The 25,814-nt window shown below is 65.3% G+C and carries 21 protein-coding genes and 2 tRNA genes; 9 read left to right on the forward strand and 14 right to left on the reverse strand.

Annotated features, from left to right (window positions below; genetic code table 11):
• Positions 1 to 13: 13 nt before the first annotated feature.
• Both purN and ACFPAH_RS05795 read right to left on the reverse strand, forming a co-directional pair.
• Positions 14 to 646 (reverse strand): phosphoribosylglycinamide formyltransferase, encoded by a 633-nt coding sequence (gene purN, locus ACFPAH_RS05790; RefSeq protein WP_379742006.1) that lies wholly within the window; start codon positions 644 to 646, stop codon positions 14 to 16.
• A gap of 91 nt (positions 647 to 737) precedes the next feature.
• Complete coding sequence (locus ACFPAH_RS05795) at positions 738 to 1,136, reverse strand: barstar family protein (RefSeq protein ID WP_379742984.1); 399 nt, start codon at positions 1,134 to 1,136, stop codon at positions 738 to 740.
• A gap of 368 nt (positions 1,137 to 1,504) precedes the next feature.
• Between ACFPAH_RS05795 and ACFPAH_RS05800 the strand changes: the two genes are divergently transcribed.
• The 4 genes from ACFPAH_RS05800 to ACFPAH_RS05815 all read left to right on the forward strand — a co-directional run bounded on the left by ACFPAH_RS05800 (position 1,505) and on the right by ACFPAH_RS05815 (position 4,913).
• Positions 1,505 to 2,017 carry a glycine zipper 2TM domain-containing protein gene (locus ACFPAH_RS05800; RefSeq protein ID WP_379742009.1) on the forward strand — a complete coding sequence of 171 codons (513 nt, stop codon included), beginning with the start codon at positions 1,505 to 1,507 and terminating at the stop codon, positions 2,015 to 2,017.
• 116 nt (positions 2,018 to 2,133) lie between these two features.
• The gene (locus ACFPAH_RS05805) at positions 2,134 to 2,928 is read left to right on the forward strand and encodes a spermidine synthase (RefSeq protein WP_379742012.1); all 795 of its coding nucleotides are present in this window, start codon (positions 2,134 to 2,136) and stop codon (positions 2,926 to 2,928) included.
• A 199-nt stretch (positions 2,929 to 3,127) separates the two neighbouring features.
• Positions 3,128 to 4,777, forward strand: coding sequence for a GspE/PulE family protein (locus tag ACFPAH_RS05810; protein WP_379742987.1), 1,650 nt, complete (start codon positions 3,128 to 3,130; stop codon positions 4,775 to 4,777).
• A 60-nt stretch (positions 4,778 to 4,837) separates the two neighbouring features.
• Positions 4,838 to 4,913, forward strand: a tRNA-Lys gene (locus ACFPAH_RS05815).
• 133 nt (positions 4,914 to 5,046) lie between these two features.
• Here ACFPAH_RS05815 and ACFPAH_RS05820 read toward each other — a convergent pair.
• Genes ACFPAH_RS05820 through ACFPAH_RS05835 form a run of 4 tightly spaced genes read right to left on the reverse strand, consistent with a single transcriptional unit; the run spans position 5,047 to position 11,507 of the window.
• Positions 5,047 to 7,092, reverse strand: coding sequence for a T6SS phospholipase effector Tle1-like catalytic domain-containing protein (locus ACFPAH_RS05820; protein ID WP_379742015.1), 2,046 nt, complete (start codon positions 7,090 to 7,092; stop codon positions 5,047 to 5,049).
• Positions 7,089 to 7,844, reverse strand: a complete 756-nt coding sequence (locus ACFPAH_RS05825; protein WP_379742018.1) for a DUF3304 domain-containing protein — start codon at positions 7,842 to 7,844, stop codon at positions 7,089 to 7,091. Before ACFPAH_RS05825 ends, ACFPAH_RS05820 begins: the two co-directional genes overlap by 4 nt.
• 11 nt (positions 7,845 to 7,855) lie before the next feature.
• Positions 7,856 to 8,659: a DUF4123 domain-containing protein gene (locus tag ACFPAH_RS05830; RefSeq protein WP_379742021.1), complete on the reverse strand. Its 804-nt coding sequence runs from the start codon at positions 8,657 to 8,659 to the stop codon at positions 7,856 to 7,858.
• 1 nt (position 8,660) lies between these two features.
• Positions 8,661 to 11,507, reverse strand: coding sequence for a type VI secretion system Vgr family protein (locus tag ACFPAH_RS05835; protein WP_379742990.1), 2,847 nt, complete (start codon positions 11,505 to 11,507; stop codon positions 8,661 to 8,663).
• Between the two features lie 219 nt (positions 11,508 to 11,726).
• Between ACFPAH_RS05835 and ACFPAH_RS05840 the strand changes: the two genes are divergently transcribed.
• From ACFPAH_RS05840 to ACFPAH_RS05855, 4 genes are all read left to right on the forward strand, one after another.
• On the forward strand, positions 11,727 to 12,242 hold the full coding sequence (locus ACFPAH_RS05840) for a hypothetical protein (RefSeq protein WP_379742024.1): 516 nt from the start codon (positions 11,727 to 11,729) through the stop codon (positions 12,240 to 12,242).
• A 69-nt stretch (positions 12,243 to 12,311) separates the two neighbouring features.
• Positions 12,312 to 12,387 (forward strand) — tRNA-Lys (locus ACFPAH_RS05845).
• A gap of 82 nt (positions 12,388 to 12,469) precedes the next feature.
• Entirely contained in the window at positions 12,470 to 13,066 is a 597-nt protein-coding gene (locus tag ACFPAH_RS05850) for an IMPACT family protein (RefSeq protein ID WP_379742027.1), read from the forward strand.
• A gap of 157 nt (positions 13,067 to 13,223) precedes the next feature.
• The gene (locus tag ACFPAH_RS05855; RefSeq protein WP_379742030.1) at positions 13,224 to 14,387 is read left to right on the forward strand and encodes an MFS transporter; all 1,164 of its coding nucleotides are present in this window, start codon (positions 13,224 to 13,226) and stop codon (positions 14,385 to 14,387) included.
• 19 nt (positions 14,388 to 14,406) lie between these two features.
• On the opposite strand, the gene ACFPAH_RS05860 is transcribed toward ACFPAH_RS05855, so the two are convergent.
• Positions 14,407 to 14,970: a cysteine hydrolase family protein gene (locus ACFPAH_RS05860; RefSeq protein ID WP_379742033.1), complete on the reverse strand. Its 564-nt coding sequence runs from the start codon at positions 14,968 to 14,970 to the stop codon at positions 14,407 to 14,409.
• A 107-nt stretch (positions 14,971 to 15,077) separates the two neighbouring features.
• Here ACFPAH_RS05860 and ACFPAH_RS05865 point away from each other — a divergent pair, with 107 nt between their 5' ends.
• Positions 15,078 to 15,983, forward strand: a complete 906-nt coding sequence (locus ACFPAH_RS05865) for a LysR family transcriptional regulator (RefSeq protein ID WP_379742036.1) — start codon at positions 15,078 to 15,080, stop codon at positions 15,981 to 15,983.
• 7 nt (positions 15,984 to 15,990) lie between these two features.
• Here ACFPAH_RS05865 and ACFPAH_RS05870 read toward each other — a convergent pair whose 3' ends face one another.
• The 7 genes from ACFPAH_RS05870 to ACFPAH_RS05900 all read right to left on the reverse strand — a co-directional run bounded on the left by ACFPAH_RS05870 (position 15,991) and on the right by ACFPAH_RS05900 (position 25,806).
• Positions 15,991 to 16,830, reverse strand: a complete 840-nt coding sequence (locus ACFPAH_RS05870) for an HDOD domain-containing protein (RefSeq protein ID WP_379742039.1) — start codon at positions 16,828 to 16,830, stop codon at positions 15,991 to 15,993.
• Positions 16,831 to 16,986: 156 nt separating this feature from the next.
• The gene (locus tag ACFPAH_RS05875) at positions 16,987 to 18,030 is read right to left on the reverse strand and encodes a BON domain-containing protein (RefSeq protein ID WP_379742042.1); all 1,044 of its coding nucleotides are present in this window, start codon (positions 18,028 to 18,030) and stop codon (positions 16,987 to 16,989) included.
• A gap of 117 nt (positions 18,031 to 18,147) precedes the next feature.
• Positions 18,148 to 18,831 (reverse strand): hypothetical protein, encoded by a 684-nt coding sequence (locus ACFPAH_RS05880; protein ID WP_379742045.1) that lies wholly within the window; start codon positions 18,829 to 18,831, stop codon positions 18,148 to 18,150.
• A gap of 85 nt (positions 18,832 to 18,916) precedes the next feature.
• Positions 18,917 to 20,545, reverse strand: coding sequence for a methyl-accepting chemotaxis protein (locus ACFPAH_RS05885; RefSeq protein WP_379742048.1), 1,629 nt, complete (start codon positions 20,543 to 20,545; stop codon positions 18,917 to 18,919).
• 187 nt (positions 20,546 to 20,732) lie between these two features.
• Entirely contained in the window at positions 20,733 to 22,466 is a 1,734-nt protein-coding gene (locus ACFPAH_RS05890) for a dipeptidyl-peptidase 3 family protein (protein ID WP_379742051.1), read from the reverse strand.
• Positions 22,467 to 22,693: 227 nt separating this feature from the next.
• Entirely contained in the window at positions 22,694 to 24,175 is a 1,482-nt protein-coding gene (locus ACFPAH_RS05895) for an efflux transporter outer membrane subunit (protein ID WP_379742054.1), read from the reverse strand.
• Positions 24,176 to 24,201: 26 nt separating this feature from the next.
• Positions 24,202 to 25,806, reverse strand: coding sequence for a DHA2 family efflux MFS transporter permease subunit (locus ACFPAH_RS05900; RefSeq protein WP_379742057.1), 1,605 nt, complete (start codon positions 25,804 to 25,806; stop codon positions 24,202 to 24,204).
• Positions 25,807 to 25,814: the final 8 nt, after the last annotated feature.

A 25,814-nucleotide genomic window follows, 5' to 3' on the forward strand; every position in this document is an offset into this window, starting at 1 on the left:
ATGAACTACTGTATTAAGTACTGATGGCGTCGGCGGGCCGGGAGTCCAGCACGCGCACTGCGCCCTTGTCGATGTGCAGCCGGTCCTCGACGAACAGGCGTACTGCATGGGGATAAAGCTTGTGTTCCTCGACCAGCACGCGCGCCGCCAGCGTGTCCTCGGTGTCGCCCGGCAGCACGGGAACGCGCGCCTGGGCCACGACCGGGCCGTGATCGAGCTCGGCGGTCACGAAGTGGACCGTCGCGCCATGTTCCCGCCTGCCCGCTTCCAGCGCCTGGCGGTGCGTGTCGAGGCCGGGAAAATCCGGCAGCAGCGAGGGATGGATGTTGAGCATGCGGCCTGCATAATGTTCCACGAAGGGACTGGTGAGAATCCGCATGAAGCCGGCCAGCACGACAAGGTCGGGTGCGAAGCGGTCGATCTCGGCCTGCAGCGCTGCGTCGAACGCGGCACGGCTGGCGAATTCCTTGCTCGGCACCACCGCGGTCGGGATGCCCTGGGCCTGGGCAAAGGCGAGGCCCTTGGCGTCGGCCCGGTTGCTGATCACGGCTGCGATACGGGCCGTCCACCCTTCTGCCTGCGCGGCGCGGACGACTGCTTCCATGTTGCTGCCGCGGCCAGAGATGAGGATGACGATGTTTTTCATGGTGCGCATTGTACCGTATTGACCCCCGCCAAATGCGGCGGGGCCAGGCTCGCCCCGCAATCCGGGGCCCGCTGCCGGCGCCTGGGCCAGCCTATTCGAAGGAATAGAAGACGCGGAACGGCACTTTCTTTTCGGCCCAGTATTCGGCCGCGTCGCGGAAGACGTCGAGCAGGGTCTCGCGTGCTTCCTTGTCGAATTTTTGGGTATTCGGCAGTTGTTCCAGCACCACAAGGAAGCCCGGCTGGGCACCGGCCCCGGAAATGGTCTCGGTCAGGCAGGTGCGCAAGGCGTCGAAATTCTTGCTGCAGGGTTTAGGAAAATAAAAGTTTTCACCGATACGGGCGCATACCTGCTGCTTGGTCAGCGTGTTGGCGCAATGCGCGTACAGGAAATGGTGACCCATGCGTACCGCTTCTTCCAGCAGTTCCGGCACCCGGTAGGCGCGAATCGACTGCACAAGATTGGGCGGCACTCTCGTCAACAAACTCATTTTTCCCTCAAGTTGATCTGGTGTGTGGTTCGAATCGCCGGGGCCGTTCACCATGCGCGCCCGGGCGCCAACGCTGTTCTCCTAATCGTTTCCACGCGCCAATAACCTTATTTGTGTAAGGGTAACGTTTTGTCAAAGCCGAAGCAACCCGAATGTGCCTGAACGCCGGATTTTTGAAAGAAAGCGCCGCTTTTCGATTGCAAAACGCGCATTTTCCCGTGTTTTTTGCATTTTGGACCGTGCTCATCCTTTTCTTGTGCGGCTGTTACATTTTGTTGCCACACGGACTGACCAGACGGTCGCAAGGGGATTAACATACATGGGTGGAGGTGGCTCCACCCAACCTGGTACCGACGACGAGGCCCATCATGACCATGCAATCCCGATTACTGATTTCCGTCCTGGGGCTGTGCGCCCTGCCGCTGGCCCAGGCAGCGCAATTCGAAGACTATGGACGCGTGGTGCGCGTCGAGCCGCGCGTCGAGCAGATCGTCCAGCCGCGCCAGGAATGCCGCACCGAATACGTGCAGGTGCCGGTGCAGCAGCAGCGCGGCGCCGGCGGCTCGATCGTCGGCGGCATCGCCGGCGCCCTGCTCGGCAGCCAGGTCGGCGGCGGTAACGGCAAGGTGGCGGCCACCGCGGCCGGCGCGATCGCCGGCGCCATGGTCGGCGACCGCGTCGAGAACAATGGCCGCCAGTACAACAACGGCGTGCAGGAACAGGCCGTGCGCCAGTGCCGCACCGTCGACGCCTACGATACGCGCACCATCGGCTACGACGTGACCTACGAATACCGCGGCCAGAACCACACCGCCTTCATGCAGCGCGATCCGGGCAACCGCGTGCGCCTGCGCGTGTCGGTCGAGCCGGATCAGTATTAAGTTTCTGCCATCGGCGTGGGGATTCCCCCCTCCTTCTCCATGCCGACCCATTCCCGTTGCGCTTGCGCAGCGGGAACCCCTGCCTCGATAATAGGACGATTCCACCAGGTCGCCCTATGCTCATCAAACGCAAATCCATCGAACAAGCCGAATCCTCGCGCCGTCCCGCCCGCAAGCCCAAATTCGCTCCCGTGACCCTGTCCGAACAGAACGGCGTGCGCTACCTTCACTTCGGCACCGAATGGGTGCAGGGCGCCATGCGCATCCGCAAGCCCGACTGGCCGGAACTGGAATACGCGCAGCAGATGATGGCCTGGATGCTGTTCAACGAAGCGCCGCGCAACATCGCCCAGCTCGGCCTCGGGTCGGCCACGCTGACCAAATTCTGCTACCGCCAGTTTCCCGACGCGCGGGTGACCGCCGTCGAACTCAACCCCTCGGTGATCGCGATCTGCAACACCATGTTCAAGCTGCCGCCGCAGGACGAGCGCCTGAGCGTGCTTGAGATGGACGCGCTCGACTTCGTCCACGACCCCGCCAACCACGGCGCCTTCGACGTGCTGCAATGCGACCTGTACGACGCCACCGCGCGCGGCCCGGTGCTCGACACGCCCGAGTTCTACAGCGCCTGCAACGACTGCCTCACCGATAACGGCATCATGACGGTCAACCTGTTCGGCGATCACCCGAGCTACAACAAGAACATCAAGGCCATGCGCTTCGCCTTTGCGCAGGTGATCTGCCTGCCGGAAGTGCATGACGGGAACGTCGTCGCCCTGTGCTTCAAGACCCGGCCCGCACTCGATGTGACCGCCCTCGCCGCGCGCGCGGCGCAGATTGTCGCGGCGACCAGGCTGCCGGCGAAATCCTGGGTCAAGGGCATCGAGGCTTCGCTGGGCGCAGCGCCTTGAAAAGCATGATCGCATCGAGGAGGGAACAGTGAACGACAACGCAGCCCAGCCGCCTCCCCTCCCCCGCGCTGCGCGCCCGGGCCGCCTCGACCTGCAAACCATTTTTTCGTGGCTGCTGGCCGACGGTATCGTCGGCAAGGACAAGGTCAAGGCGCATTTCTCCCAGGCCCAGGGCATCCTCAAGAACGCGGTCGGCTCGATGCATCCGTTGACGGCCGTGGCGCAGTGCAAGCTGGTGTCAAACCAGCCGCCGCACCGCCTGCTGACGCTCGACATCCTCAGCGAATGGTGCGCGGCGAAGGTCGCGCTGCCTTTTGTCCGGATCGATCCCTTGAAAATCGATTTCACCCGGGTCGCGGACGTGATGTCGGCCAGCTACGCGGCGCGCTTCAACATCCTGCCGCTCGAGATCAGCGCCACGACGCTGACGGTCGCCACCAGCGATCCGTTCGCGACGGACTGGGAAGGCGAGATCGCCAAGGTGTCGCGCCGCCGCATCGAACTGGTGCTGGCCAACCCGCTCGACATCGCGCAGTACATTTCCCAGTTCTTCAGCCTGGCGAAATCGATCCGCGACGCCAGCAAGACCAACGCCCAGGACGCGGCCCTGCGCAACAACTTCGAGCAACTGGTCGAACTCGGCAAGGCAAATAAACAGTTCGATGCCAACGACCAGCACATCGTCAACATCGTCGACTGGCTGTGGGGCTATGCCTTCGAGCAGCGTGCCTCGGACATCCACCTCGAGCCGAAACGTGAATTCGCCGTCATCCGCTTCCGCATCGACGGCGTGCTGCACCAGGTGTACCAGGTGCCGGCGGCCGTCATGCTGGCCATGACCGCGCGCATCAAGCTGCTGGGGCGGATGGACGTCATCGAAAAGCGCCGCCCCCAGGACGGCCGCATCAAGACCCGCACTCACGGCGGCCAGGAAGTGGAATTGCGGCTGTCGACGATGCCGACCGCTTTCGGCGAAAAACTCGTCATGCGCATTTTCGACCCGGAAGTCGTGGTCAAGACGCTGCCCGAGCTGGGCTTCCCGCCCGAGGATGCGCAGCGCTGGGATGCGCTGACGAACAAGCCGCACGGCATCATCCTGGTGACCGGCCCGACCGGCTCGGGCAAGACCACGACGCTGTACACGACCCTCAAGGCCCTCGCCACCAACGAAGTCAATGTCTGCACGGTGGAAGACCCGATCGAGATGGTCGAGGCCTCGTTCAACCAGATGCAGGTGCAGCCGGGCATCGACCTGTCCTTCGCCGACGGCGTGCGCGCCCTGATGCGGCAAGACCCCGACATCATCATGGTCGGCGAAATCCGAGACCTCGCCACGGCCGAGATGGCGATCCAGGCCGCCCTCACCGGGCACCTGGTGCTGTCGACCCTGCACACCAACGACGCCCCCGCGGCCATCATGCGCCTGCTCGAACTGGGCGTGCCCGACTACCTGCTGGAAGCGACGATCATCGGCGTGATGGCCCAGCGCCTGGTGCGCACCCTGTGCCCGGACTGCAAGGCGCCCGGCGGCGAGCTGAGCGACGACGTGTGGAACAGCCTGGGCGGCACCTGGAACCTGCCGAAGCCCGCCACCATTTACCGCCCGATCGGCTGCCCCGAATGCCGCCAGACCGGCTACCGCGGCCGCACCGGACTCTACGAATTGCTGACGGTGACGGAAGCGTTCACGGCCCTGATCGGCGCCTCCGCCGACCTGGCCGCCCTGCGCCAGCAAAGCGTCCTAGATGGCATGAAGCCGCTGCGCATCGCCGGCGCGCTGAAGGTCGCCGAGGGCGTGACCACGGCCGACGAGGTGCTGAAGGTGACGGCGGCGCTGTCGGCTTCTTGATCTTGCTTCACGTTGGCACTAGCGCAAACCCGAATCGCCGGCTATAATGCTGCCTCTTTCGGGTCGTTAGCTCAGCTGGTAGAGCAGCGGACTTTTAATCCGTTGGTCGCAGGTTCGAATCCCGCACGGCCTACCACGAATTTGGTTGTAGCAATGAAGGCGTCATGAGTGATCATGGCGCCTTTTTTGTTTTGGCGGATGCACATATCGCACCAGTCGTCCAGTCACCATAATTTGGCGCCGCTCCGCAGCTTCGCTTTTCTGCGCCATCAAGAAAGCAAGTGCGAGTCGTCACCACCGAAAATTTTCCTATATCGCAAATAGCCGGCGCCGGCCAGCCACCCGAAGCTAGATTCCCACGGCTCTCGGCCCGCAGTGGTCATTCGGGGTATCTTGCTAGTTTGCGCGTACTCATCAGCAGCGGCCCGTTGAGCCGGACTTAGCCGATCCGGCACCGTTTTATAGTCAGCCCTCCCCATTAACATGGGCGAGCTAAGGTTCGCCTGACCGAGTTTACGAAGATCGAGCCAACTCTTCAGTTGATCAAGCGCCTTCTGCTCGTTGTCAGGGTTCCCTGGAAACAATTTAAACCAGGCGCGAGAATCATGAACAAAGTTATCGAAGAAATGGATCACGGCGGAGTCGGGTAGAGGAACCGTGCCCCACCAAGTGGCTATTTCCGTCCACTCCGCCTCGTGATTATTGCCAAATCCAGCCTTCTGGCTGGTCGCAACCTTGCCAGCCCCCCTTGCCGTCTTCCAACTAAGAAATTTGGCGATTTCCTCTTCGAATTCTTGCGCCGCACTAAATAGGTCGTTCTTATCGAAATTGGAAGCCCGGAGAAAGCTCGCACTGTGTTGGATTGCGTGCTTGCCGGTGACACGTCGATAAATACGCCACTCCATCTGCTTGCGTGCCTGCTCGCGCATAATGAGATGTATCGGACCTTGTTTTTGCTCGCACCCTGCAATGTAGGCATTGAAAGCAGTAATGGTCTCGGCCTTGAGTGCAAACCTTTTTTGCGCTTTCGAGCTGGCTAATTCCAGCTTCAGGGGCACACCACTGAGACGAGCCGCTTTGTACATCATTAAGAGCGGTATTCGCGAAAGCATGTCGTCTCCGTTAGGGTCGGTTCCTCGGCCCTGCTCGTTCGGGCAGTAGCCACAGCCCACATCCGAATGAACGCCGGGAACCACTATCTCCTGTCCGCCGTCAGGAAGAGCGCCACGCACCGAAATCGAGTCCAGAGGAAAGCTGCGCCGCAGTTCGTGTGCGGCGACCAAGTGGAGGCATTTGACCCCTGGTTGGATGCGCAGGCTGTCTTCGCTGTCGGCCCAGGCTCCATGCCCCCTAAAGCCCCCCAGCGTATTGCCTAAACCGACCGATGCGACAGTGTCGTAGACACCCAGGAAGTCAAACTGCACTTCGAAACCGCCGAGTGTTCTGCTGCCCACCCTCCCGCACAATTGGGCGTCCAGTTCGCAAAGCGATAGAAACCAGTTCGTGAACGCCCTAGCCTGAGTCGCGCCGCGCGAAAATCCGAACACGGACACGTAGATCGTTCTCACGACAGCAGGATCGATCTTGGCGGGTTTGCCGGTACGCTTGTCAGGCCAATGTTTAGACACTGCCGCGTGCAGCTTGCGAACAATTTTCTCGAAGTACGTTCTCGCTGCACCGTTTACTCCTGCCTTGCTCTCGCCTTCTCTCGGACCGGCGCTGGAGGTCGGCAGTCGCCCGACCATCATCGAGCGCGCATGTTTATTTAAGTAGACGTGTTTGATCAGCTCGTCTACTTCTGCTTGCGAAATCAAGGGCGCGTTGAAGAAATAGCGATGCACGTTATTCATCGCCTGCGCCAACGCCCAAATGATTCTATGCTCACCTCGTCGGCCTGCTGCTGCGCCCGTAATGTCGTCTAGTCCTTCGCCGCTATCGCCTACTTCCTTGAAAGGAGACGAGACGCCAGGAACGTAAACCTTGAAGAAATGCATGTACCTCGACGGGTTGTGCTGCCAGTCGGTATCCGCCGGCAGAACCCCGGGAACGCTTTTACCGGGATAACAGTCGTACAATCTCGCTACATTGGAATGATTGTGCGAAGCGTTCGCCTTAATATAGTTGTTCTTGGTGCCATCAAAGAAGAACCCGAAGAAAAGGTTGGTTTTGCATGATTCGCCAGGCTTTCCAATTGGTGGCTGCTCGCGTTTTTCAAATGCCTGGATCGTTTCTCGATTTTCGCCGTCAAAAAAACGATCAAATGTCGTTGCCTGTACGTATTCGTCTCCGAGTCGTGAAGCCAGATGTGCGCTCATGGTTTGATCTCCATGACTTTCGATAGCTCTGCACGACTTTCCGCCAGACCGAGTTCATATCTACCCTTCAAGTAGGCCAGATAGCGTGGATCCGCAAAACCAGAAAAATTACGCAATGTTTCTGGTTCATGTTCCATCGCATATGCCCAAGCTTTTTGCGATCGGCTCTTCGGCGCTCTTCCCAGTTCATCCAAGAATTCCAAATATAAATCAACGTACTTTTGCTGGTGCCTTCGGAGTATCTCCCAGCGCTCATGCTGGTATTCCGGTGATGGAACCGGCCACCCCTTTACCTTCCCTGGCCATTTCGGATGGTTCGGCTGAAAATCGCTCGAGACAACGCTCACCTTGCCATCGGCTTCGCGCAGTACCCACAAGTCGCCAGGCTTGCCATCAACGTACGCTGGCACGTCGACGATATGCTCGCCTTTGATTTCCGGGAGGCTGCCGTCGGGGCGTTCCTTCAGCCAGTGTGTCGCGCGGACCTTGAGCTTGATCCCCGGACGCCATACTTTGGGAAGGGTCACACAGCAAGTCATACCGCCGGCGCCGAAGGGGTCGATCAGCTCACCGCCGCTGCCCTCTTCCGTTTTTGCGGGGTCGGAAACAACGTAAGTGAACGTGTCCCCACTGTAATTCACCCCATGCAGATTCACGTCGACTGTTTTTTTTTCGCAGGCTGACAGAAGAGAGATTGTCATTACCCAAGTCAGAAGCATCGTCAAGGGCCGCCTCAAGCGCGTTTCATGCATTGTTGCCTCCTTCAGGAAGATTTGTTTTGCCAACTCTGCAGCAGTTCTGCCGCCACGCTATCGTCGTGTAACTTGTCCTGCTTCCAGAACCATGCGCACCACGGGAGGATGTCGCCGTTGTCCAGCTGCGTTGCGCATGCGGCACGGAGAGCGATTGAGAGGAGCGAGTGACTTCGCGACGGCAATCGAAAGACGTCGTGTCCACGATCACGCAGAAGCACCAGAAGTTCATCAGCCCTGCTGTCGTCGACGAGGGATGCAAACTGAGGCTGATTCAGAATGGGAGTGGCTTCGCCGTCGCTACTGGTGGCGGTCACCGGAAGTTCATTCCAACGGCCGTCCCGCCCCATGTACGACCAACGCTTCATTGATCCAGCGAACGCGGCACGCTGCTGCGCAGTTAACACCCCGAAAATGGCAGGCAGGCGGCGCGTATCCGGAAACCTGAGATTGAAGCGCTGGTCGTCGGCCCCGATGACACACCAAGCGGCCAACCTTTCGGCAAGCTGGCCGAGCGGCTCCGATGTCGTAATCGCACTCAGCATCGGCCAACGGTCGCAACGCTGCAACAGGGTTTTCAGCTGTTTGTTATCCCGTTCATATGGAGTCAGGAACGGTGACGCGGCCTCGGCAGTCTCGCTGCAACCCGGGAGTAGGGCAAACAGAAGCGCCTTGCGATCTGCCGGCAACCACTTGTGCAGGTTGGGAACGAAGGCACCGTCGACGAAAAGGAATAACCGATCTGATCGATCAAGGCTAGCTGCACGCGCATCCAGCTCTTCTATCCAGCTATTAGAAAAAGGATCAATCAGCATGTCATTCCACCATCGTGAATGCAGGACCAGCCTCCAGGGACTTCCTGAGGCATTCGATGCAGACGCTGCCCGGCAAAGCAGGCAACTCATATGTCATCTTGTCCGGCCCCACAAAACTCTTCTTCCCCGCATGCACCTTGATCTTCCCCGGACACTGCACCGTAATATTCCCGCCCTCGATCGTGATATTCGCCCCGCCCGCCGTCGATAGACTGATCCGCTTCGCCGCCGCCCAATCGACATGCGCATTCGCGCTGATCACGTTGATCTCGTCGCGCGCCTGCACTTTCAGTTCGTCCGCCTGCGCCTGAACATCGATCGCGTCCTTCGCTGCGATCAACTGCAAGCCCAGGCCGCCCTCGCCCGCCTTCACTGCCCCGCCGAGCACACCGATCGCCTGCCCGGCGTGCACCCGCATCTGCCCGCTGGTGACGAACTGGGTATCCTGCCCGCTCATCAGGCTCACGGTTTCGCCGTTCGCCAGTTGCAGGCTCTGCCCGGCATTGGCGCCAAAGCCGTCCCTGGCGGCGATGACGATCAGTGGATCGGCGAGGTGCGGGAGCTTGGCGTCGCCGGCGCCGGTGTTCCTGGCCGCCGCATCGGCTTTGGCCGCATCCAGGCTGTCGCTGCCGACCATGCAGGAGGCGCTGCGCAACAGGGCCTTGAGTGGCGCGGCCTGCTCGTCGAGCAGGCTGCTGCCGGCTTTGGCCGCGCCGAGGTGCCCGGCGAGCGCCACCGCCTGGTGGGTCTGCGCGGCCGTACTGAAGGTGTCGGCCAGCTTGGCCGCCTGGCCCAGCATGGAGACAAGGCCTGCCGCCTCGCCGGCCGGGTCGCGCGCGGCAGCGCTGTGCTGGATGTTGTAGCTCGACACCAGCAAGCCGGCGCCGGCGCGCAGGGCGCCGTAGGCGTCGGTGCGCAATTCCGCGCCCAGGCCGCGGAAACTGCCGCGGTAGTTGTCGGCGGCGTGGATCAGGTGGCCCAGGTTCAGCTCGCTGGCGGCATGGGTGCAGCGCAGCTGGATGCGTCCCTGGCCATCGGTGTCGTCGAACAGCAGCTGGTTGTAGCCGGCGCCGCCGAATTCCTTGCTGCGCAGGCCCCACTGCGCGGCGCCGTTGCGGTGGCCGGCGCTGCCGCACGAAGCGCCGTGCCACACCGGACTGTTGCCGCCGGCGAGATTGCCTTGCGCGGAGGGCGCGTGATCGTTAGCCGAGGCGAAGGGATCGGCGTCGTCGCGCGTGGCGGCGCGTCCACCCGGCGTCGGCGCAATGCCCCCCTCTCCCTGGCCGTTGTACAGGGCGCCGACGACGAGCGGCCGGTCGATGTCGTTCTCCAGGAACTGCACCAGCACTTCCTGGCCGATGCGCGGCAGGAACTGGGCGCCCATGCCGCCGCCGGCCAGGCGCTGCGCTACGCGCACCCAGCAGCTGGCGCCGGCGCCGTCCTGCCAGTGAAAGCGGATGCGCACCCGGCCCAGGCGGTCGCAATACAGCTCGTCGGCGCCGTTCGGCTGGTCGCTGCCGCCGGCACCGATCACGATCGCGCTTTGGGCGCCGTGCGCGGTCGGTTTCGCGTCATGGCGCGCGGGGCGCCACGGGGTCTCGGCGGCGATCGCCTCGAAACAGTTGGCGTAGCCCGTTTCGCGTGCCTGGGCGACCACCAGCGAGAAATCGTCCGGATGCAGGCCATGGGCGGTTTTTTCCAGCAGTTCCGGAATCGGCCCGAACAGCTCATCGAGGGCGTGCCGCGCCGCGGGCGGCATGTTGTTGACGCCGACGCTGGTCACCCGCAGCACCGCAAATGCGGCGCGCTCCCCGCATGCCTGCAAGGGTGCGTCCGTGACCGTCAGCCGGGTGCCGGCGCGCAGGGTACGCACGGTCGAGCGGCCCTGCCACAGGGCGCGGCGCGCTTCGAGTGCCTCCATGCGCAGGTTCGCATAGCGCTGCGCTTCAGCGCGGCTCGCATGGGCGTACTGGCCCGGCGCGTCGCAGGATTCGAGGAGCGGCAGCTTGGCGTTGCGGTAGTGCGAAGGCGAGCTCCCCGCGACCACCTGTTTCGCCTTGTAGTCGCTACTGAGCAGGCTGACGAGCGAGGCGTGCAGGCCCTCGCGCGCCGTGAGCGCCTGCACCGCGTCCTGCTGCTCGCTGGCGCCGGCGCGGTGATAGCGGACCGCCCCGCCGACGGCGCTGGTGGCATCGTCGGGAACGGCATCCGGCGCCGTGCTGTCGGCAAACAGCACGACGCCAGGGCCATCCTCCAGCTGCTCGACACGCCAGGACAGGCCTTCCTCGGCCAGCAGGCGGGACACGAAATCGAAGTCCGACTCGCGGCACTGGCAACAATAGCTGCGCGGGCGCGCGCCCTGCATGAAGGAGGCCGTCTCGAGGCTCCAGCGCCACCTGGCCTGCGGCCGATAGCCCTGGAACACGGCGTCGACGATCTCGGGCACGCTTTTGTCCTGCCACACCCGGCTGGTGCGCACCTGGCCCAGCCGCCAGATCCAGGGCAGGATGCGCAGGCGGTAGCGCGCCAGGCCGCCATCGCTGCCGAGCTGGGCCGCTTCGCCGATCTCGCCCGCGAAACAGGCGCGGGTGCCGTCGGCCAGGCTGAGGTGCAAGGCGGCCGGCTGGCCCAGCAGCGCCGCAAGCGTAATCCGCACGCTGGTCGACAGGACGATGACATCGCGCGCGCCGATCTCGTGCAGCGCCTCGCTTGCGCTGAAGGCTTCCACCAGCAGGGCCTGCGACCACTGCTCGCCATCGCCTTCCCCGACCGTCAATTCGTACAGCCTGCTTGCGCTGGAAAACTCCGCCAGCGCGGCGGTCAGCTGGTCTACCGACGCGGTATGCATACCCAAGAATGCTCCTCGCACAAGGTTTCGGGACGCCGCCTCCAGGGCGGCAAAAGAAGGCGTTGCCACGATACAAGTAGCGCTGCGGATCGCGTTTGCGCGGCATCATGCCGGTTGCCGATAAGCAGTACCCCGCGCGCCAGGCAGCGGGTGCGTAACGGAACAGGGCGGCGGCATAACGATGCTAAAGTGCTCACACATTGGAACCAGAGGCTCTTCGTGAAATACCTGCAAAAAATCGGCGCCTTGGGCTTCGTCTTCATTGCCCTGCTCTTCTTCGTCTGTGGCTTTTCCCTCATCGTGCTCGCCGCGATCGAAATCTGGTCGGCGCTGGGTCCTTCCGCCGAGCAGTCGGTGCAGCAGCGCTTCCGGCTGATCCTCGAGTGCGTGGGCTTCCTGACGATTGCCGTTGCCGCCCTCGAACTGGGCCAGACCGTGCTCGAAGAAGAGGTGCAGCGCGAAGTGCATGTGAGTTCGCCCACCCGGCTGCGCCGCTTCCTGTCGCGCTTCATGCTCGTGGTCGTGGTGTCGCTCGGCGTGGAATGCCTGATCGGGGTCTTCGAGTTCCTGCATACCCAGCCCGAGCTGTTGCCGCATGTGGCCTCGATCGGCATCGCGGCCGGCGTGCTACTGGCGAGCTGGGGCGTGTTCGTGCGGATGAACGTCGAAGCCGAGAAGCTCGAACCGCAGGCGATGCACGAAGCGCAGGAGGAGGACAAGCAGGTCGAAACCTGAGCTCGTGCACAGTCGCCGCACGAAGTTCTTGGAGTTTCGCAAGAGTCCGGCTATAATCTTGCCTTCTTCGGGTCGTTAGCTCAGCTGGTAGAGCAGCGGACTTTTAATCCGTTGGTCGCAGGTTCGAATCCCGCACGGCCTACCAAAGATTCAGCGAAAACGCCAACCTTCACGGTTGGCGTTTTTGTTTCCGCTTGCCGGTTGTTGCCTGCCACCTGCCGCTGCCTATGCCCCAGACCATCCTCGCTCCCGTCCACCACGAACTCGTCATCAAGAAGAGCCGCTTCATCGCCTGCGTGCAGCCGATGGTCGACCGTGCCGGCGCCCAGCAGGTCGTGGCCTCCCTGCGCGCCGCGCACCCGGCGGCCGCGCACGTGTGCTGGGCGCTGCTGGCGGGCGGGCAATCGGCGGCCGTCGACGACGGCGAACCGAGCGGCACCGCGGGCCGGCCGATGCTCGACGTGCTGCGCCACCAGGACCTCGAAGGCGTGCTGGCCACCGTCGTGCGCTACTTCGGCGGCGTCAAGCTCGGCGCGGGCGGCCTGGTGCGCGCATATACCGACAGCGTGGCCCAGGCCCTGCTCGGCGCCGACAAGGCCGCCATCGTGCGCCACGTCCAGTTGCGCTGCGCGGCGCCGTATGCCTTCGAGGGCATGATCCGGCGCGAGCTCGAGGTGGCCGGCGCCTCCCTGCTCGAGGTGCGGCATGCCGACGACGTGGTCTTCACGTTCAGCCTGCCCGAGGCGGCCGCATCCGGCTTTGCCGCGCGCCTGAACGACGCCGGCCACGGCCGCATCCGCTGGCCGGGCGAAGACGAGGCCTGACACGCCGGGCGGCGGCCACGGCCATCAACCCACCGCATACCTGACATCACCATCCGAAAGCGGACTGGGCGCGCGAGGAAGACTATAGTGGCCGGCTTCCCGGCCCGGCGCGAGACCCGGCCGGCATTACCCCTACATATAAAGACACCACGTTTTGATGAAGAAGAGCCTGTTTCCACTGGCCCTGGGCGGTTTCGGCATTGGCATGACCGAATTCGTCATGATGGGCATCCTCCCCGACGTCGCCAGCGGCCTGCAGATCACGATCCCGCAGGCCGGCTACCTGATCACCGCCTACGCGCTGGGCGTGGTGGTCGGCGCGCCGACCCTGGTCAGCCTGCTGGCCAGGCGGCCGCCGCGCACCGTGCTGATCTGGTTCATGCTGATGTTCGCGCTCTTCAATGCCCTGTCCGCGCTGGCCCCGAATTTCGGGATGATGCTGGTATCGCGCTTCCTGGCCGGCCTGCCGCACGGCGCCTTCTTCGGCGTCGGCGCGGTCGTTGCCAGCCGCCTGGCCGACCCGGGAAAAGTCGCTGCCGCGCTGGCGACCATGTTCACCGGGCTGACCCTGGCCAACGTCATCGGCGTGCCCTTCGGCACCTGGCTCGGCCACAACCTGAGCTGGCGCCTGGTGTTCCTGGTGGTGGCCGCGATCGGCCTGGCGACGGCGCTCTGCCTGAAGCAGCTGGTGCCCTTCTTCGAGGCGCGCCCGAGCGCCGGCATCATGAAGGACTTGCGCATTTTCCGCAGCCGCGACCTGTGGATGGCGCTCGCGATCACCTCGATCGGCACCGGCGGCTTCTTCGCCTGGTTCAGCTACATCGCGCCGCTGCTGACCGAGGTATCGCGCTTCGCGCCCGGCCAGATCCCGCTGATCATGACCGTGGTCGGCATCGGCATGACGGCCGGCGTGCTGGCCGGCGGGCGCCTGGCGGACCGCTTCGCGCCGATCAGGGCGATCGCCATCCTGTTGACCAGCATGACCGCGCTGCTGCTCATGAACGGCCTGCTGGCCGGTTCGCAGCCGGCGATGCTGGTGCTGGCCTTTGCCACCGGCGCCAATGCGCTGGCGCTCGGCCCGCCGATCCAGATGCTCCTGATCGAGCACTCGCGCGCAGCGGAAATGCTGGGCTCCTCGCTCGGCCAGTCGGGTTTTAATATCGGCAACGCGACCGGCGCCTTCCTCGGCGGGATTCCGCTCACGCTCGGCTATTCCTATGCCGCGCCGCAGTGGGTCGCGGCGGGGCTTGCCGTCACGGGCGTGCTCCTGTCGCTGTTGATGCTGGGGATGCGCCGCCCGCAGGCGGCACAGGCCTGCTGAACTTCACGCGGCGCAGCGCTCACACCAGCGCCGCCGCCACCTCGCGCGCCGACACCACCGTGGCGAACTCGCCGTGCAGGCTGGCCAGCGCCACGTCGTGCATCTGCTCGGCGCTGTAATGGCGTCCGTCGGGACCGGTGCGCTCGAAGGTCGCGCTGGCGTCGCCGACGATGTAGGTCTCGAAACCGAGGTTGCCGGCCATGCGCGTCGTGGTCGACACGCAATGGTCGGTCGTCAGGCCGGCGATCACCAGCGTCGTGACGCCGGCCGCGCGCAGGCGCGCTTCCAGGTCGGTGCCGATGAAGGCGCTGTTCACGTCCTTGTGCACGACCGGCTCGCCCGCCAGCGGCGCCGCCTCCGGCTTGAAGGGAAACCCGGGCCCGTCGACGTAGAACAGGCTGGCCGGCCGCTCGCGCCGGTGCTGGACGTGGAACAGCGGGCGCTTCGAGGCGCGCCAGGCGGCCAGCAGCTCGGCGATGCGCTGCTCGGCGTCGGGATTGTTGCGCCGGCCCCAATCGGGCGCATTGAAGGCCAGCTGCACGTCGATCAGGACCAGGGCGGACTGCGGGGTTAGCTTGTTCATTGTCGAACTCATGATGGTGGATGGAGCCGCCATTCTTGGGCCACGCCGGGACCGGCTCAACCGAAATGCTGCATAATTGCCGGCCCGACATGAAGGATTTCGATGGCATGCGACTGAGCCAATTGAAGATGTTTGCGGCCGTGGCCGACCACGGCAGTTTCAGCGCCGCCGCGGCCGAACTCGGCTGCACACAGTCGCGCATCAGCCACGCCATCGCCGAACTCGAACGCGACCTCGGCGTGCTGCTCCTGCTGCGCGCGCGCACAGGCTCGGTCCCGACCGAGGCCGGCCGCCGCGTGCTGGCCAAGGCGCGCCAGATCCTCACACTCGAAGCCGACCTGGTGCGCAGCGCCCACGAGGCAGACCAGTTACGCGGCCGGGTGCGCATCGCCTGCTTCCGCAGCATCGGCACCCACCTGCTGCCGCACCTGCTCGAGGCGCTCGCCAGGGCCCATCCGGCGCTCCACGCCGACATCGACGACAGCTGCGAAGAGCGGCGCGACGTCAGCGCCGCGCTGCGCGAAGGCCGCGCCGACATCGGCATCGCCCAGCTGCCGCTGGAGGAAGGGTTTGCTTCGCTGTCGTATGTGTCGGACGATTACATGCTGGTGCTGCCTGCCGCCGCGCCGGCGGGCACGGCGAACGGCTGGCCGGATGCGGCCCTGCCCTTCATCAAGCTCGGTTGCTCGGGAGCCGACGCGATCCTGGCGCGCTGCCGCGAGGCCGGCTTCGCAGCCGAAGCGGCGCGCACGCTGGCCAACGACACCAGCATCGCCGCGCTGGTGGCGCGCGGCATGGGTTTTTCGATCCTGCCGCGGCTGGCCACCTTTCCCGAACCGGAAGGCGTGCGGGTCGCCGCGCTGCCGATTCCTGCGCGGCGCCAGTTCGTCGTCGCGGGCCTGCGCGAACGGATGGGCGAGCCCGCGGTGCGGGCGGTCGTGCGCCTGCTGCGCGAGCGCCCGCTGGTCGCGCGCACGCCGGCCTGGCGCGCCGGCGTGCTGCAGTGGGACTAGGCTGGGACTAGACCAGCAGCGGCCCGCCGAACGCGCGACAGGCGTCGAGCGCTTCGGCGCGGATCGTGGCCAGCAGTTCCTCGTCGATGACGAGGTCGAGCGCGCTGTCGGCATGGTCCGGCAAGGGCGCGGCCACCGTGCCCAGGGGCGAGGCCACCGGAGCATACTGGTTGGCCAGCAGCAGGGTATCGAGCAGGGTCGCAGGCGGCATGTTGAGCCAGGCGCGGCGCAGTTCTCCGATGGCCTCGAGTACCGGGGCCGGCACGTCGAGCTTCTTGAGCACTTCCACGCTGACCACGTCCTCGCACAATTCTCCCCATTTTTCGGGATCGTCGTCGAGCAGGCCGGGGAACTCGTCGGCGCGCGAGAGCAGGTAAAAGCCGCCGACCTCGTGGATGATGCCGGCGAACAGCGCCGTATCCGGGTTCACGCCCGTCACGCGCCGGGCCAGCACGGCGGCCAGGGCCGCCACGTGGGTGGTGTGCTCCCACAGCTGCTCGGCCTTGGCGCGCAGCCCCGGGTCCTTGATGCGGCTGCCGAACTGGCGCACGATCAGGCTGGCGACGAGCGCCTGCAGGCGCCGGTAGCCGATGCGCGTGATGGCCGCGCGCACGTTGGTGACGGGCGGGCCGCCACCGCCGCCAAAGGCGGCCGAATTGGCGAGCGCAACGGTGCGCGCCGCCAGTTGCGGCTCGGCCAGCACGAGGCGGATCGCCTCGTCGAGGGGACAGTCGGGATCCTCGAGCGCCTGCTGCAAACGGAGCACGGCATTGACGCTGGTGGGGAAGGTGATCTCACCGCGGGCCGCCTGGGCCACGATGTATCCGAAGGCTTCGAGTTTATTCACCCGAAAATTATACTCGCCCGGACGGGTGCCCAGCCATTTACCGGCGCCGGGCGCGCCCGATGGTGGCGCGGCTGCCACGCATGAACGACAACGCGCGCAGCCATACGGAAATGGTGCGCGCGTTGCCCTATCGACGCCGCGGCGTCGACCGTGCCTTTATTTCACCTTGATGTTGTTCTTCACGCTAGTGACGCCATCGACTTCCCTGGCCGCCTTGACGGCCTTGTCGGCCTCGGCCTTCGACTCGACGAAGCCGCTCAGCATGACGACGCCCTTCTCGGTCTCGACGTTGATCGCCATCGATTTCAGTTCCGGCTCCTTGAACAGGCTGGCCTTGACCTTGGTGGTGATCGCCGTGTCGGAAGCAGCCGTTGCCGTGGCGCGGCCGGCGTCGCGCGTCTTGTCGCCGGCACGCTCGGCGGCGTTGTCGGTCTTCGCGACGGCATCCTTGCTCTCTTCCCTGGCGTCCGCTGCCACTTCCCTGGTCTTGTCGCCGACGTTCGACGCCATTTCCCTGGTCTTCGCGACAACGGTGGCGGCTGCCGCCTTGGTCTTGTCGACCACGGTCTCGGCGCCGTCACGGGTCTTGTCGGCGGCGCGTTCGGTGGCGTTGTCGGCGCGGTTCGCCAGCGCGGTGGCCTTGCCCTTGTTGTCGACCAGGCAGGCGGTGTCGGAGCCGGCGACCTGCTCGCACTTGGCGACGGCGGCGGCCTTGGCCGGGTCCTTGGTGTCGGTGCTGGCGATCAGGCCGTCGCTGTCCGCGGCGGCATTGGCGCCTGCGGTGGCGCTGGTACGGCCGGCCTTGGCATCGGCCAGCGCGGCGGTGCGCACCGACTTGGCGTTATCGAGGCAGCTGTCCTTCTCGGCGCCGCTCTTGTCGTCGCATTTTTCCTTGGCCACGTCGTACTCGGCTTCGGCAACCTTGGCGCGGGCGTTGGCGCGGCCCTGCTCGGAATTGTTGTACTTGGCGATGGCCTGGGACTCGCTGCGCGCGCGGGCCGCTTTCGCCTCGGCCATGCAGATATCCTTGTCGTTGCCGCTCTTGGCGTCGCACTTCGCCGTGGCCGCCTTGTATTCGGTCGCTGCCTTCTGGGTGACGTTGCGGTAAGTCGCCGCATCGTGGTTGAGGGCGGCGGTAGGAGCGGCAGCGAAGCTGGCGCCGGCCGCGGTGGCCAGCAAGGTTGCAAGCAGCGATTTCATGGCGGTGTCCCTCTTGTAAGTTGTTGTGAAAGCATCATTAAACGCCCCACCCCACTTACTATCTGTGCGTCAACGAACACTTGCCGGGAAAACCACAAAATACGGTCGAGCCTGGCTCTAGTCGTGCAGCAGGCCCTCGCGCCACAGCGCCGCCACGTCGTCGAACGGCGAACCGCTCTGTCCCATGCGGCTGGCATCGCGGGCCAGCGCGACCCAGACCCGGGTATCGTGGCCGCCGCGCGCCTGCGTCTGTTCGGTACGGATCGCCTCGAGCCAGCCGTGCACGCGGCCATAGGCTTCGGGATTGCGCTGGCGGGTCCAGGCCAGCGCCGCCAGGTCGGCATAGGCTTCTTCGCGGCGCGATTCGCGCAAGGCCTTCGACGCCGCCAGCAGGCGCGCGTCGGCCGCCGTCTCTTCGCCGACCTCGGCGAACCCGGCCGGCAGCGCATTCCAGGCGCCTTGGGCGTGACGCCAGCAATGGGCTACCTCGTGCGCCGCCATCGCCTCGATCAGTTCGCCATGACGCTCGGACGGCACGGCAGCCAGCACGGTTTCGGCTTGCGGATTGCCGCGCAGCGAGAGCACCAGCTTGCAGCGGCCGCCATCGAAGCCCATTGCCAGCGGCACGTCGCTGGCGCGCGCCTGCGGCTGCACGATGATGTCGATCGGCAGTTTTAAACTTTGGGAATAGGCCAGGACCGGGCTGGCGGCCTGCAGCCAGCGCTGTTCGAGCGCGGTCAGTTCGGCGGCCTGGGCAGCGCTGCCGGCAAGCAGCGCAAGGGACAGCAAGGATTTGAACATGGGAGACTTCCGGGTTCGGCGAAATGCTTCAGAGCAATTCTAGAACCCAGAATATCTTCCCGAGCAGAAATATTTTTGTGCGTTTTCAAGCCGACAACGCCAGGGCCTTCCGATGCGGCATCGGCGCAACAGCGGGGCCGTTTTCCCTGTCCATCTTGAAAACACTGACGACACCGGCGAGCGTCGCCGCCTCGTCCTGCAGCGAGGCGGCCGCGGCGCTGGCCTGCTCGACCAGCGTGGCGTTCTGGCGCGTCGCCTCGTCCATGCGCCCGATGGCCGCGTTGACCTGTTCGATGCCGGCGCGCTGCTCGGCGCTGGCCGCACTGATCTCGGCCATGATGTCGGTCACCCGCCTGACGCTGCTGACGATCTCGTCCATCGTGCTGCCGGCCTCGTCCACGAGGCGGGCGCCGGCGTCGACGCGCTCGACCGAGCTGCCGATCAGCGACTTGATTTCCTTCGCCGCCGCGGCCGAACGCTGCGCCAGGTTGCGCACCTCGGTGGCCACCACTGCGAAGCCGCGGCCCTGCTCGCCCGCCCTGGCCGCCTCGACGGCGGCATTCAGGGCCAGGATGTTGGTCTGGAAGGCGATGCTGTCGATCACGCCAATGATGTCGACCACCCGCTTGGACGAGGCGTTGATCGAGGCCATCGTCTCGACCACCTGGGCGACGACCGCGCCGCCGCGCAGCGCCACGCTGGAGGCGGACTCGGCGAGGGCATTGGCCTGGTGCGCATTGTCGGCGTTCTGGCGCACGGTGCCGGTCAGCTCCGCCATCGAGGCGGCCGTATCCCTCAGCGTATCGGCCTGGTTTTCGGTGCGGCCCGATAAATCCTGGTTGCCGGCCGCGATCTCGGTCGAGGCGTTCGCAATCGTCAGGGTGCCGGTGCGCACCTGGGACACGATCGCCACCAGGCTGTCGCGCATGCCCTTCATCGCGAACAGCAGGCTGGTCTTGTCGCCGGGCGCCGTGTCGATCTGCACGCCCAGGTTGCCGGCGGCGATGCTGCCGACGATGCGCGCGGCATACTCCGGCTGGCCGCCGAGCTGGCGCAACAGGCCGCGGCTGATGAACCAGGCGCCGAGCGCGCCGCTGGCCACCGCAATCGCACACAGCACCAGCATCCAGGCGAAGAAGCTGCCGGTCAGCGCACGCGCCTCGGCGGCCGCTTCCTTGTTCAGCCTTTCCTCGAGGTCGATCAGGACGTTGACGCTGGCCAGCCAGGACACGAAGGCCGGACCGGCCTGAGTGGCCAGCAGCGCGCGCGCACCCTCGGCGTCGCCGGCGAGGTGCAGCGCGGTGACTTGGGTGATCAGCGGCTCGGTCTTGCGCTCATCGAGCTTGATCGCCGCCAGCGCGCTTTTTTCTTCGGGTAGGAGATCGCTGCGGGCGGCAAACAGCGCGTCGAGCGCCACGGCCGCAGTCTGGTAGTGGGTGGCCAGCACACGGATGCGTTCGATCGACGGCTGGGCCGCGCCGGCGTCGGCGGACAGCACGACGTCGCGCAGGGCGATGGCCCGGTCGTGCACGCTGCCGCGGAAATTGATCGCGTGGCGCTGCTTGACGTTGTTGACGTCGTTAATGTGGTTCAGGGTGGCGTCGATGTGGCCGACGCGGCTGACGGCCAGGGCCGTCAACGCCGTCATCAGCACCAGCACGGCACCGAAACCCAGGGCCAGCCGGGTTCCGATAGTCAATTTGGAAGAAGACATGTGGCTCGCTAAAGTATGACCGGAACAGCGCTCCGGCTGCGTGCAGGGAAATTGATCCTCAGGATATTTTCCCTGCAGAAAGCAAAATACTATAGCAGAATTGCCATCGGTAATCATTAGATTACTCAAATGCACCATATTTTCTCATCAGAAATCCGACAAGGTCTGCCGGATCTGACAATAAACCCTATTTTGTCGTGCTGCCGGTGAGGCTGGCCGCGGTCACGAAGGCCGGACGGATGTCGTTGGGCACGGCCTTCATCTTGTCGAGCGCCTTCTGCACCTCGGGCCGGATCACCACGTACTTCGCCATCATCGTCTTGGCGCGCGCATAGTCGCCCGTCGCCTCGATGGTCAGGAACTCGCGGTCGAGGTCGATCACGGCCTGGCGGATCTTGCTGAAATCGACGGAGAAGGTGCCGTCGCCATGGGCCACGAAGCCGCCCTTGTCGAGCAGGTAGTTCACCTGGATCGCCATGCCGCGCGCGTGCGAGGAAGTCAGGCCGAAGTGCAGCGTGCGGAAGCTCGAAGCCAGGAAGGTGTTGTACAGCTTGCGCTCGGCCTGCGCGCCCTGCCCCAGCGTGTCCTTCAGCTGACCCTTGTCCATCATGTAGCGCAGCGCCCACAGGCCGGTGATGTCGGCCTTGGCTTCCTCGATCGTCGAATAGGTGTCCTTCAGCTCCTGGCGTGGCGTCGATTCCTTGCCGCCGCTTTTGGTGACGTGCGGTCCCAGGCCGTGCATGATTTCGTGCGCCAAGATGTGGGTGAAGAAGGAATCGAAATCGAGGTCCTTCTGGTCCTGCGGGCGGAGCACCAGTTTCGAAATCGGCTTCAGGGTCGATTCGAACTTCGCTTCCTGGATGTTCTTGAGCATGACGCGTTTTGAGCCGCGCTCGCGGATCACGCGCTCGTCGTTCGGCAGGTTATAGGCCGCCGTCTGCACACCCATATTGCCGTCGCCGGCACCGTAGATCTGGTTGACCACCACCATCGGCGCCATCGCCCCCACCTTCGGGTTGCGGTACTGCTTGTCGACCGGCAGGTTGTCTTCCAGCTCCTGCATGTGCTTGCCGAAGAAGTTCAGCTTCTGCGTTTCTTTCGCATCGCGCACGCTGACATAGGCCTCGAAGGCCGCCTTGTAGCCGAACAGCTCGTCGTTATAGGTTTCGTACGGGCCGATGGTGACGTCGACCGGCGAGTCGAGGTCCATCCAGGCAAAATCCGAGGCCAGGTAATCGTTCGACAGGAAGGCGTCGGCACGCAGGGTCAGGAATTTTTTCAGCGAGGCGTTGTCGGTGCTGGCCGCCGCGTCGCGCAGCAGCCTGGCCAGCCGCTCCAGTTCGGGCCGGTATTCGTCCGAATATTTCACGGTGCGGAACTTGCCGTCGGGGCCGCTGCGGATGACGGTGAAATACCACTGCGCGGCTTCCTTTTCCGCCGCCGGCAGCCCGTTCATCCAGGTTTCCAGGGCCGCCTTGCCGGCGCCGGCCGGATAGAAGTTGGCGCCCGCCGGTTTCTGGGCCGGGATCGCCATGCCCGCATACTGCGGCGGCATGAAGGAACTGTTGTTGTCGAGGATGGACCAGGGCCCCTTGTTCAGCCAGAAGGCTTGCTGGCGGGCCTTGCCCAGCGCAGAATCGTCCTTTTGCAGGGCGGCCCACAGCGCCTCGTTGCCGGCCCAGCGCTGGCGCAATTGCAGGGTATCGATGATCTTCGCCGCTTCGATCAGCTTGACGATGGCGGCGCGGTCGCCTTTCGACAGGGCCGCCGTGTCGGCGCGCAGCTCGACCGGGGCGAAGCGCTTGGCCATCGCTGTCAATTCGGCGGCGCTGGCCGCATGGGCTTGCACGGCGGGCGCTTCGGCCGCGACGACTGCGCCGGCCGCGATGGCCAGCACGATTGGAGCGAGAAGGTGTTTCATGGGTCCCCTGGTTTTAGTAATGAAAAGGCAACCAGGAGATTGTAATACGGACGCGGTGTAGGGTGGACGGCTATACCCGGGCATATGATTGGCTGCGGCTCCAATGCCGCCCACGCGTTCAACCGGCCTGTGAAACCTCGCGTCGGTGCGAGGGTGCGTTGAACGCGTGGGCGGCATGAACGCCGCGGACAATCAAACATTCGGGCGGAGCCGTCCACCCTACCAAATCAGCGCACCGTCGCCAGCGGCGGCTGCTGCGACCACCCGCCGCCGAGCGCGCGCGCCACCGCCACCGAGGCCAATAAACGCTGGGTGCCGATCTGCGCCGCTGCGCGGTCCGCGGCCAGCGCGCTGCGCTGCGCGTCGGTCACGTCGAGGTAGGTCGAGATGCCGCGCTCGTAGCGCGCCTGCGCCACCTGCAGCGCGCGCCCGGCGGCTTGCCGGGCCTGGGCCTGCACTTCTCCCTGCTTCTGGCGCTGCTGGGAATCGGACAGCGCGTCCTCGACTTCGCGCAAGGCCGTCAGCAAGCGGTTTTCGTGATTCGCCAGCGCCTCCTCGTAACGGGCGCGGTACAAGCTCAGGTTGGCCTTGTTGCGGCCGCCGTCGAAGACCGGCAGCGACAGGGCCAGCGGCCCGATCGAGAACTGGCGCGCGCTGCCGCTGGCCAGTTCGCGCAGCGACTCGGAAGCGAAACCGAAGTTCGAGGTCAGCGTCAGCGCGGGGTAGAACGCGCCCTCGGCCACGCCGACCTGCGCATTCGCGGCGCGCAGGCCGGCGACGCTGGCAGCGAGATCCGGGCGCTGGGCCAGCAGGCTGGCCGGCAGGCCGACCGGAATGCTTGGCGGCAGCGGCAATGCCGGCTTGGCTGCAGCCGCCAGCAGCGGCGCGCTGGGCGAGCTGCCGACCAGCGTCGCCAGCGCGTGCTCCACCAGGTTGCGCTGGCGCTGCACCTCGTGCAGGTCCGCTTCGGCATTGGCGCGCTCGATGCGGGCGCGCGACACGTCCAGCTCGTTCGACAGGCCGCCCTCGAAACGCGCCTCGACCAGCTCCTGCGCCTCGCGCCGGGCCGCCAGCGCCTCAAGCAGGATGGCGGTCTCGAGATCCAGCCCGCGCAGCTGCCAGTAGCTCTGCGCCACCTGGCTCGAGAGCAGCAACAGCACGCCGTCGCGGTCGTCCTGGGCCGCCAGCGCCTGGGCGTCGGCCGCTTCGATGACGCGCCGCACCCGGCCCCAGAGGTCGAGTTCGTAGGACAGCGCGGCGCCGACGCTGTAGTTGTTGCCCTCGATCGAACGCCCGCCCAGGGCCAGACCTTGCGAGGTCTCGGCCGAGGTGCGCGAATTCGACAGGCCGGCGTTGACCGACAGGTTCGGCGCCTGGCCGGCACGCAGCACGCCCAGTTGCGCCTGCGCCTGCAGCAGGCGCTGCGCCGCCGCCCTGGCCCCCGGATTGTCGCGCAGCGCGCGCTCTTCCAGGCGGTTCAAGGCGGCGTCGCCGAACACGGTCCACCAGGCGGCCGGCAGGCGCGCCGTGTCGACAGCAGCGGTGTCGGCATGCCGGTAGGCCGCGGCCTCGACCGGCTTGGGCGCGACAAAATCCGGGCCGATGGTGGAGCAGCCGCCCACCAGCAGCGCCAGCGCCGCCGCGACGCTCACGCCGCGCGCCGGGCGCGGGAAAATCCGGCTGAGGGAATCGAACATGGAATCGGACATCGTTTTTCTCATCTCTTCAAATGGGTTCAATGGCCGCCGCCGCCGGCGCCGCCCGGGGACTTGACCTTGTCGGCCAGCCAGACCATGGCGATGCAACTGACCAGGATCGCGCCGACGATCAGGAAGCCGTCGTTGTAGGCCATCACATAGGCTTCGCGCCGCACGATGCGGTCGAGCGCGGCCAGCGCCTGGTTGGCGGCCGTGGCCGGGTCGACGCCCGAGGCGATGAAAGCCTGCGTCATCTGTTCGATGCGCTCCTGGGTCGGCGCCGCATAGCTCGAGATCGACTCGCCCAGGCGCGCCGAGTGAAAATGCTCGCGGTTGGTGAGCGAGGTCGCCAGCATCGCGATGCCGACCGAGCCGCCCAGGTTGCGGGTCATGTTGAACAGGCTCGAGGCCGAGGGCATGTCCTTCGGCGCGATGCCGTTCATGGCGAAGTTCGACAGGGTCAGCATCACGAAGGGCTGGCCGATCGCGCGCACGATTTGCGTGAACATCAGCTGGTCGTAGCCGGTGCTGGCGTCCATGAAGGCATTCATCAGGCAGGAGCCGCCGAACAGCAGCAGGCCGAAGCTGCACATGATGCGGTTGTCGACCTTTGACGATAACGCAGCCGCAAACGGCATCACGATCAGCTGCGGCAGGCCGACCCAGGCGATCACTTCGCCGATCTGCATCGGCGTGTAGCCGGCGATCTGGCCCAGGTAGAGCGGCAGCAGGTAGGAGGAGCCGTACAGGCCCATGCCGGTGACGGCCGACAGCACGGTCGCGATCAGGAAGTTGCGCTGCCCGTAGAGGCGCAGGTTGACGAAGGACTGCGCGCGCGTAAAACTCACCGTGACCCAGCCGAGGATGCCGACCAGCGCCAGCGCGGCGAAGGTGATGATGAACTGCGAATCGAACCAGTCCTTCGAGTTCCCCTCTTCCAGGAAGATCGTCAGGCAGCCCAGGCCCATCGCCATCAGGCCGATGCCGAGCCAGTCGGCGTTCACCAACTGCCCGATCTGCGAAGGCTCGCGGTCGAGGCCATACGCCATGCCGCCGATCAGCAGCACGCCAGGCACCCAGTTGAGGTAGAAGATCGAGGGCCAGCCGTAGAGCTCGGCCAGGTAGCCGCCCAGGGTCGGCCCCATCGCCGGCGCCAGCGTGGCGGTGAGGCCGAAGACCGCCATGCCGACCGCGCGCTTGGACGAGGGCAGGCGCGTCATCACCAGCGTCATCGCCATCGGGATCAGGGCGCCGCCGGTAAAACCTTGCAGCATGCGGAACACGATCATGCTCTCGAGGTTCCAGGCGGCGCCGCACAGGGTCGAAAACACGAGGAACAGCGCGGTGGTGCCGATCATGTAGCGGCGCACGCCGAAGGCGCGCGCGAACAGCGCCGTCATCGGGATGACGACGATCTCGGCGCACAGGTAGGCGGTGGAGATCCAGGAGCCCTCTTCCTGGGTCGCCGAGAGCGTGCCCAGGATGTCGCGCAGCGAGGAATTCGTGATCTGGATGTCGAGCACGGCCATGAAGGCGCCGAGCATGCCGGCGGCCACCGCGATCCAGGTGCGCAGGTCGACGGCCGAACCGGCCGCGGGCGCGCCCGGAAAGGCGGCCGGGCCGGTCTTGGTCAGACTGGTCATGACGGTCT

The sequence above is a fragment of the Massilia sp. GCM10023247 genome (genome assembly GCF_042653325.1).
In the GTDB taxonomy this organism is placed as follows: domain Bacteria; phylum Pseudomonadota; class Gammaproteobacteria; order Burkholderiales; family Burkholderiaceae_D; genus Telluria.

Coding starts and splice junctions, on each gene's coding strand:
- ACFPAH_RS05850 (WP_379742027.1), top strand. CDS start 12,470: ATGCCCCAGACCATCCTCGCTCCCGTCCACCACGAACTCGTCATCAAG.
- ACFPAH_RS05880 (WP_379742045.1), bottom strand. CDS start 18,831: ATGTTCAAATCCTTGCTGTCCCTTGCGCTGCTTGCCGGCAGCGCTGCC.
- ACFPAH_RS05855 (WP_379742030.1), top strand. CDS start 13,224: ATGAAGAAGAGCCTGTTTCCACTGGCCCTGGGCGGTTTCGGCATTGGC.
- ACFPAH_RS05805 (WP_379742012.1), top strand. CDS start 2,134: ATGCTCATCAAACGCAAATCCATCGAACAAGCCGAATCCTCGCGCCGT.
- ACFPAH_RS05810 (WP_379742987.1), top strand. CDS start 3,128: ATGCATCCGTTGACGGCCGTGGCGCAGTGCAAGCTGGTGTCAAACCAG.
- ACFPAH_RS05830 (WP_379742021.1), bottom strand. CDS start 8,659: ATGCTGATTGATCCTTTTTCTAATAGCTGGATAGAAGAGCTGGATGCG.
- ACFPAH_RS05890 (WP_379742051.1), bottom strand. CDS start 22,466: ATGAAACACCTTCTCGCTCCAATCGTGCTGGCCATCGCGGCCGGCGCA.
- ACFPAH_RS05800 (WP_379742009.1), top strand. CDS start 1,505: ATGACCATGCAATCCCGATTACTGATTTCCGTCCTGGGGCTGTGCGCC.
- ACFPAH_RS05820 (WP_379742015.1), bottom strand. CDS start 7,092: ATGAGCGCACATCTGGCTTCACGACTCGGAGACGAATACGTACAGGCA.
- ACFPAH_RS05895 (WP_379742054.1), bottom strand. CDS start 24,175: ATGTCCGATTCCATGTTCGATTCCCTCAGCCGGATTTTCCCGCGCCCG.
- ACFPAH_RS05795 (WP_379742984.1), bottom strand. CDS start 1,136: ATGAGTTTGTTGACGAGAGTGCCGCCCAATCTTGTGCAGTCGATTCGC.
- ACFPAH_RS05865 (WP_379742036.1), top strand. CDS start 15,078: ATGCGACTGAGCCAATTGAAGATGTTTGCGGCCGTGGCCGACCACGGC.
- ACFPAH_RS05875 (WP_379742042.1), bottom strand. CDS start 18,030: ATGAAATCGCTGCTTGCAACCTTGCTGGCCACCGCGGCCGGCGCCAGC.
- ACFPAH_RS05860 (WP_379742033.1), bottom strand. CDS start 14,970: ATGAACAAGCTAACCCCGCAGTCCGCCCTGGTCCTGATCGACGTGCAG.
- ACFPAH_RS05900 (WP_379742057.1), bottom strand. CDS start 25,806: ATGACCAGTCTGACCAAGACCGGCCCGGCCGCCTTTCCGGGCGCGCCC.
- purN (WP_379742006.1), bottom strand. CDS start 646: ATGAAAAACATCGTCATCCTCATCTCTGGCCGCGGCAGCAACATGGAA.
- ACFPAH_RS05835 (WP_379742990.1), bottom strand. CDS start 11,507: ATGCATACCGCGTCGGTAGACCAGCTGACCGCCGCGCTGGCGGAGTTT.
- ACFPAH_RS05825 (WP_379742018.1), bottom strand. CDS start 7,844: ATGCATGAAACGCGCTTGAGGCGGCCCTTGACGATGCTTCTGACTTGG.
- ACFPAH_RS05885 (WP_379742048.1), bottom strand. CDS start 20,545: ATGTCTTCTTCCAAATTGACTATCGGAACCCGGCTGGCCCTGGGTTTC.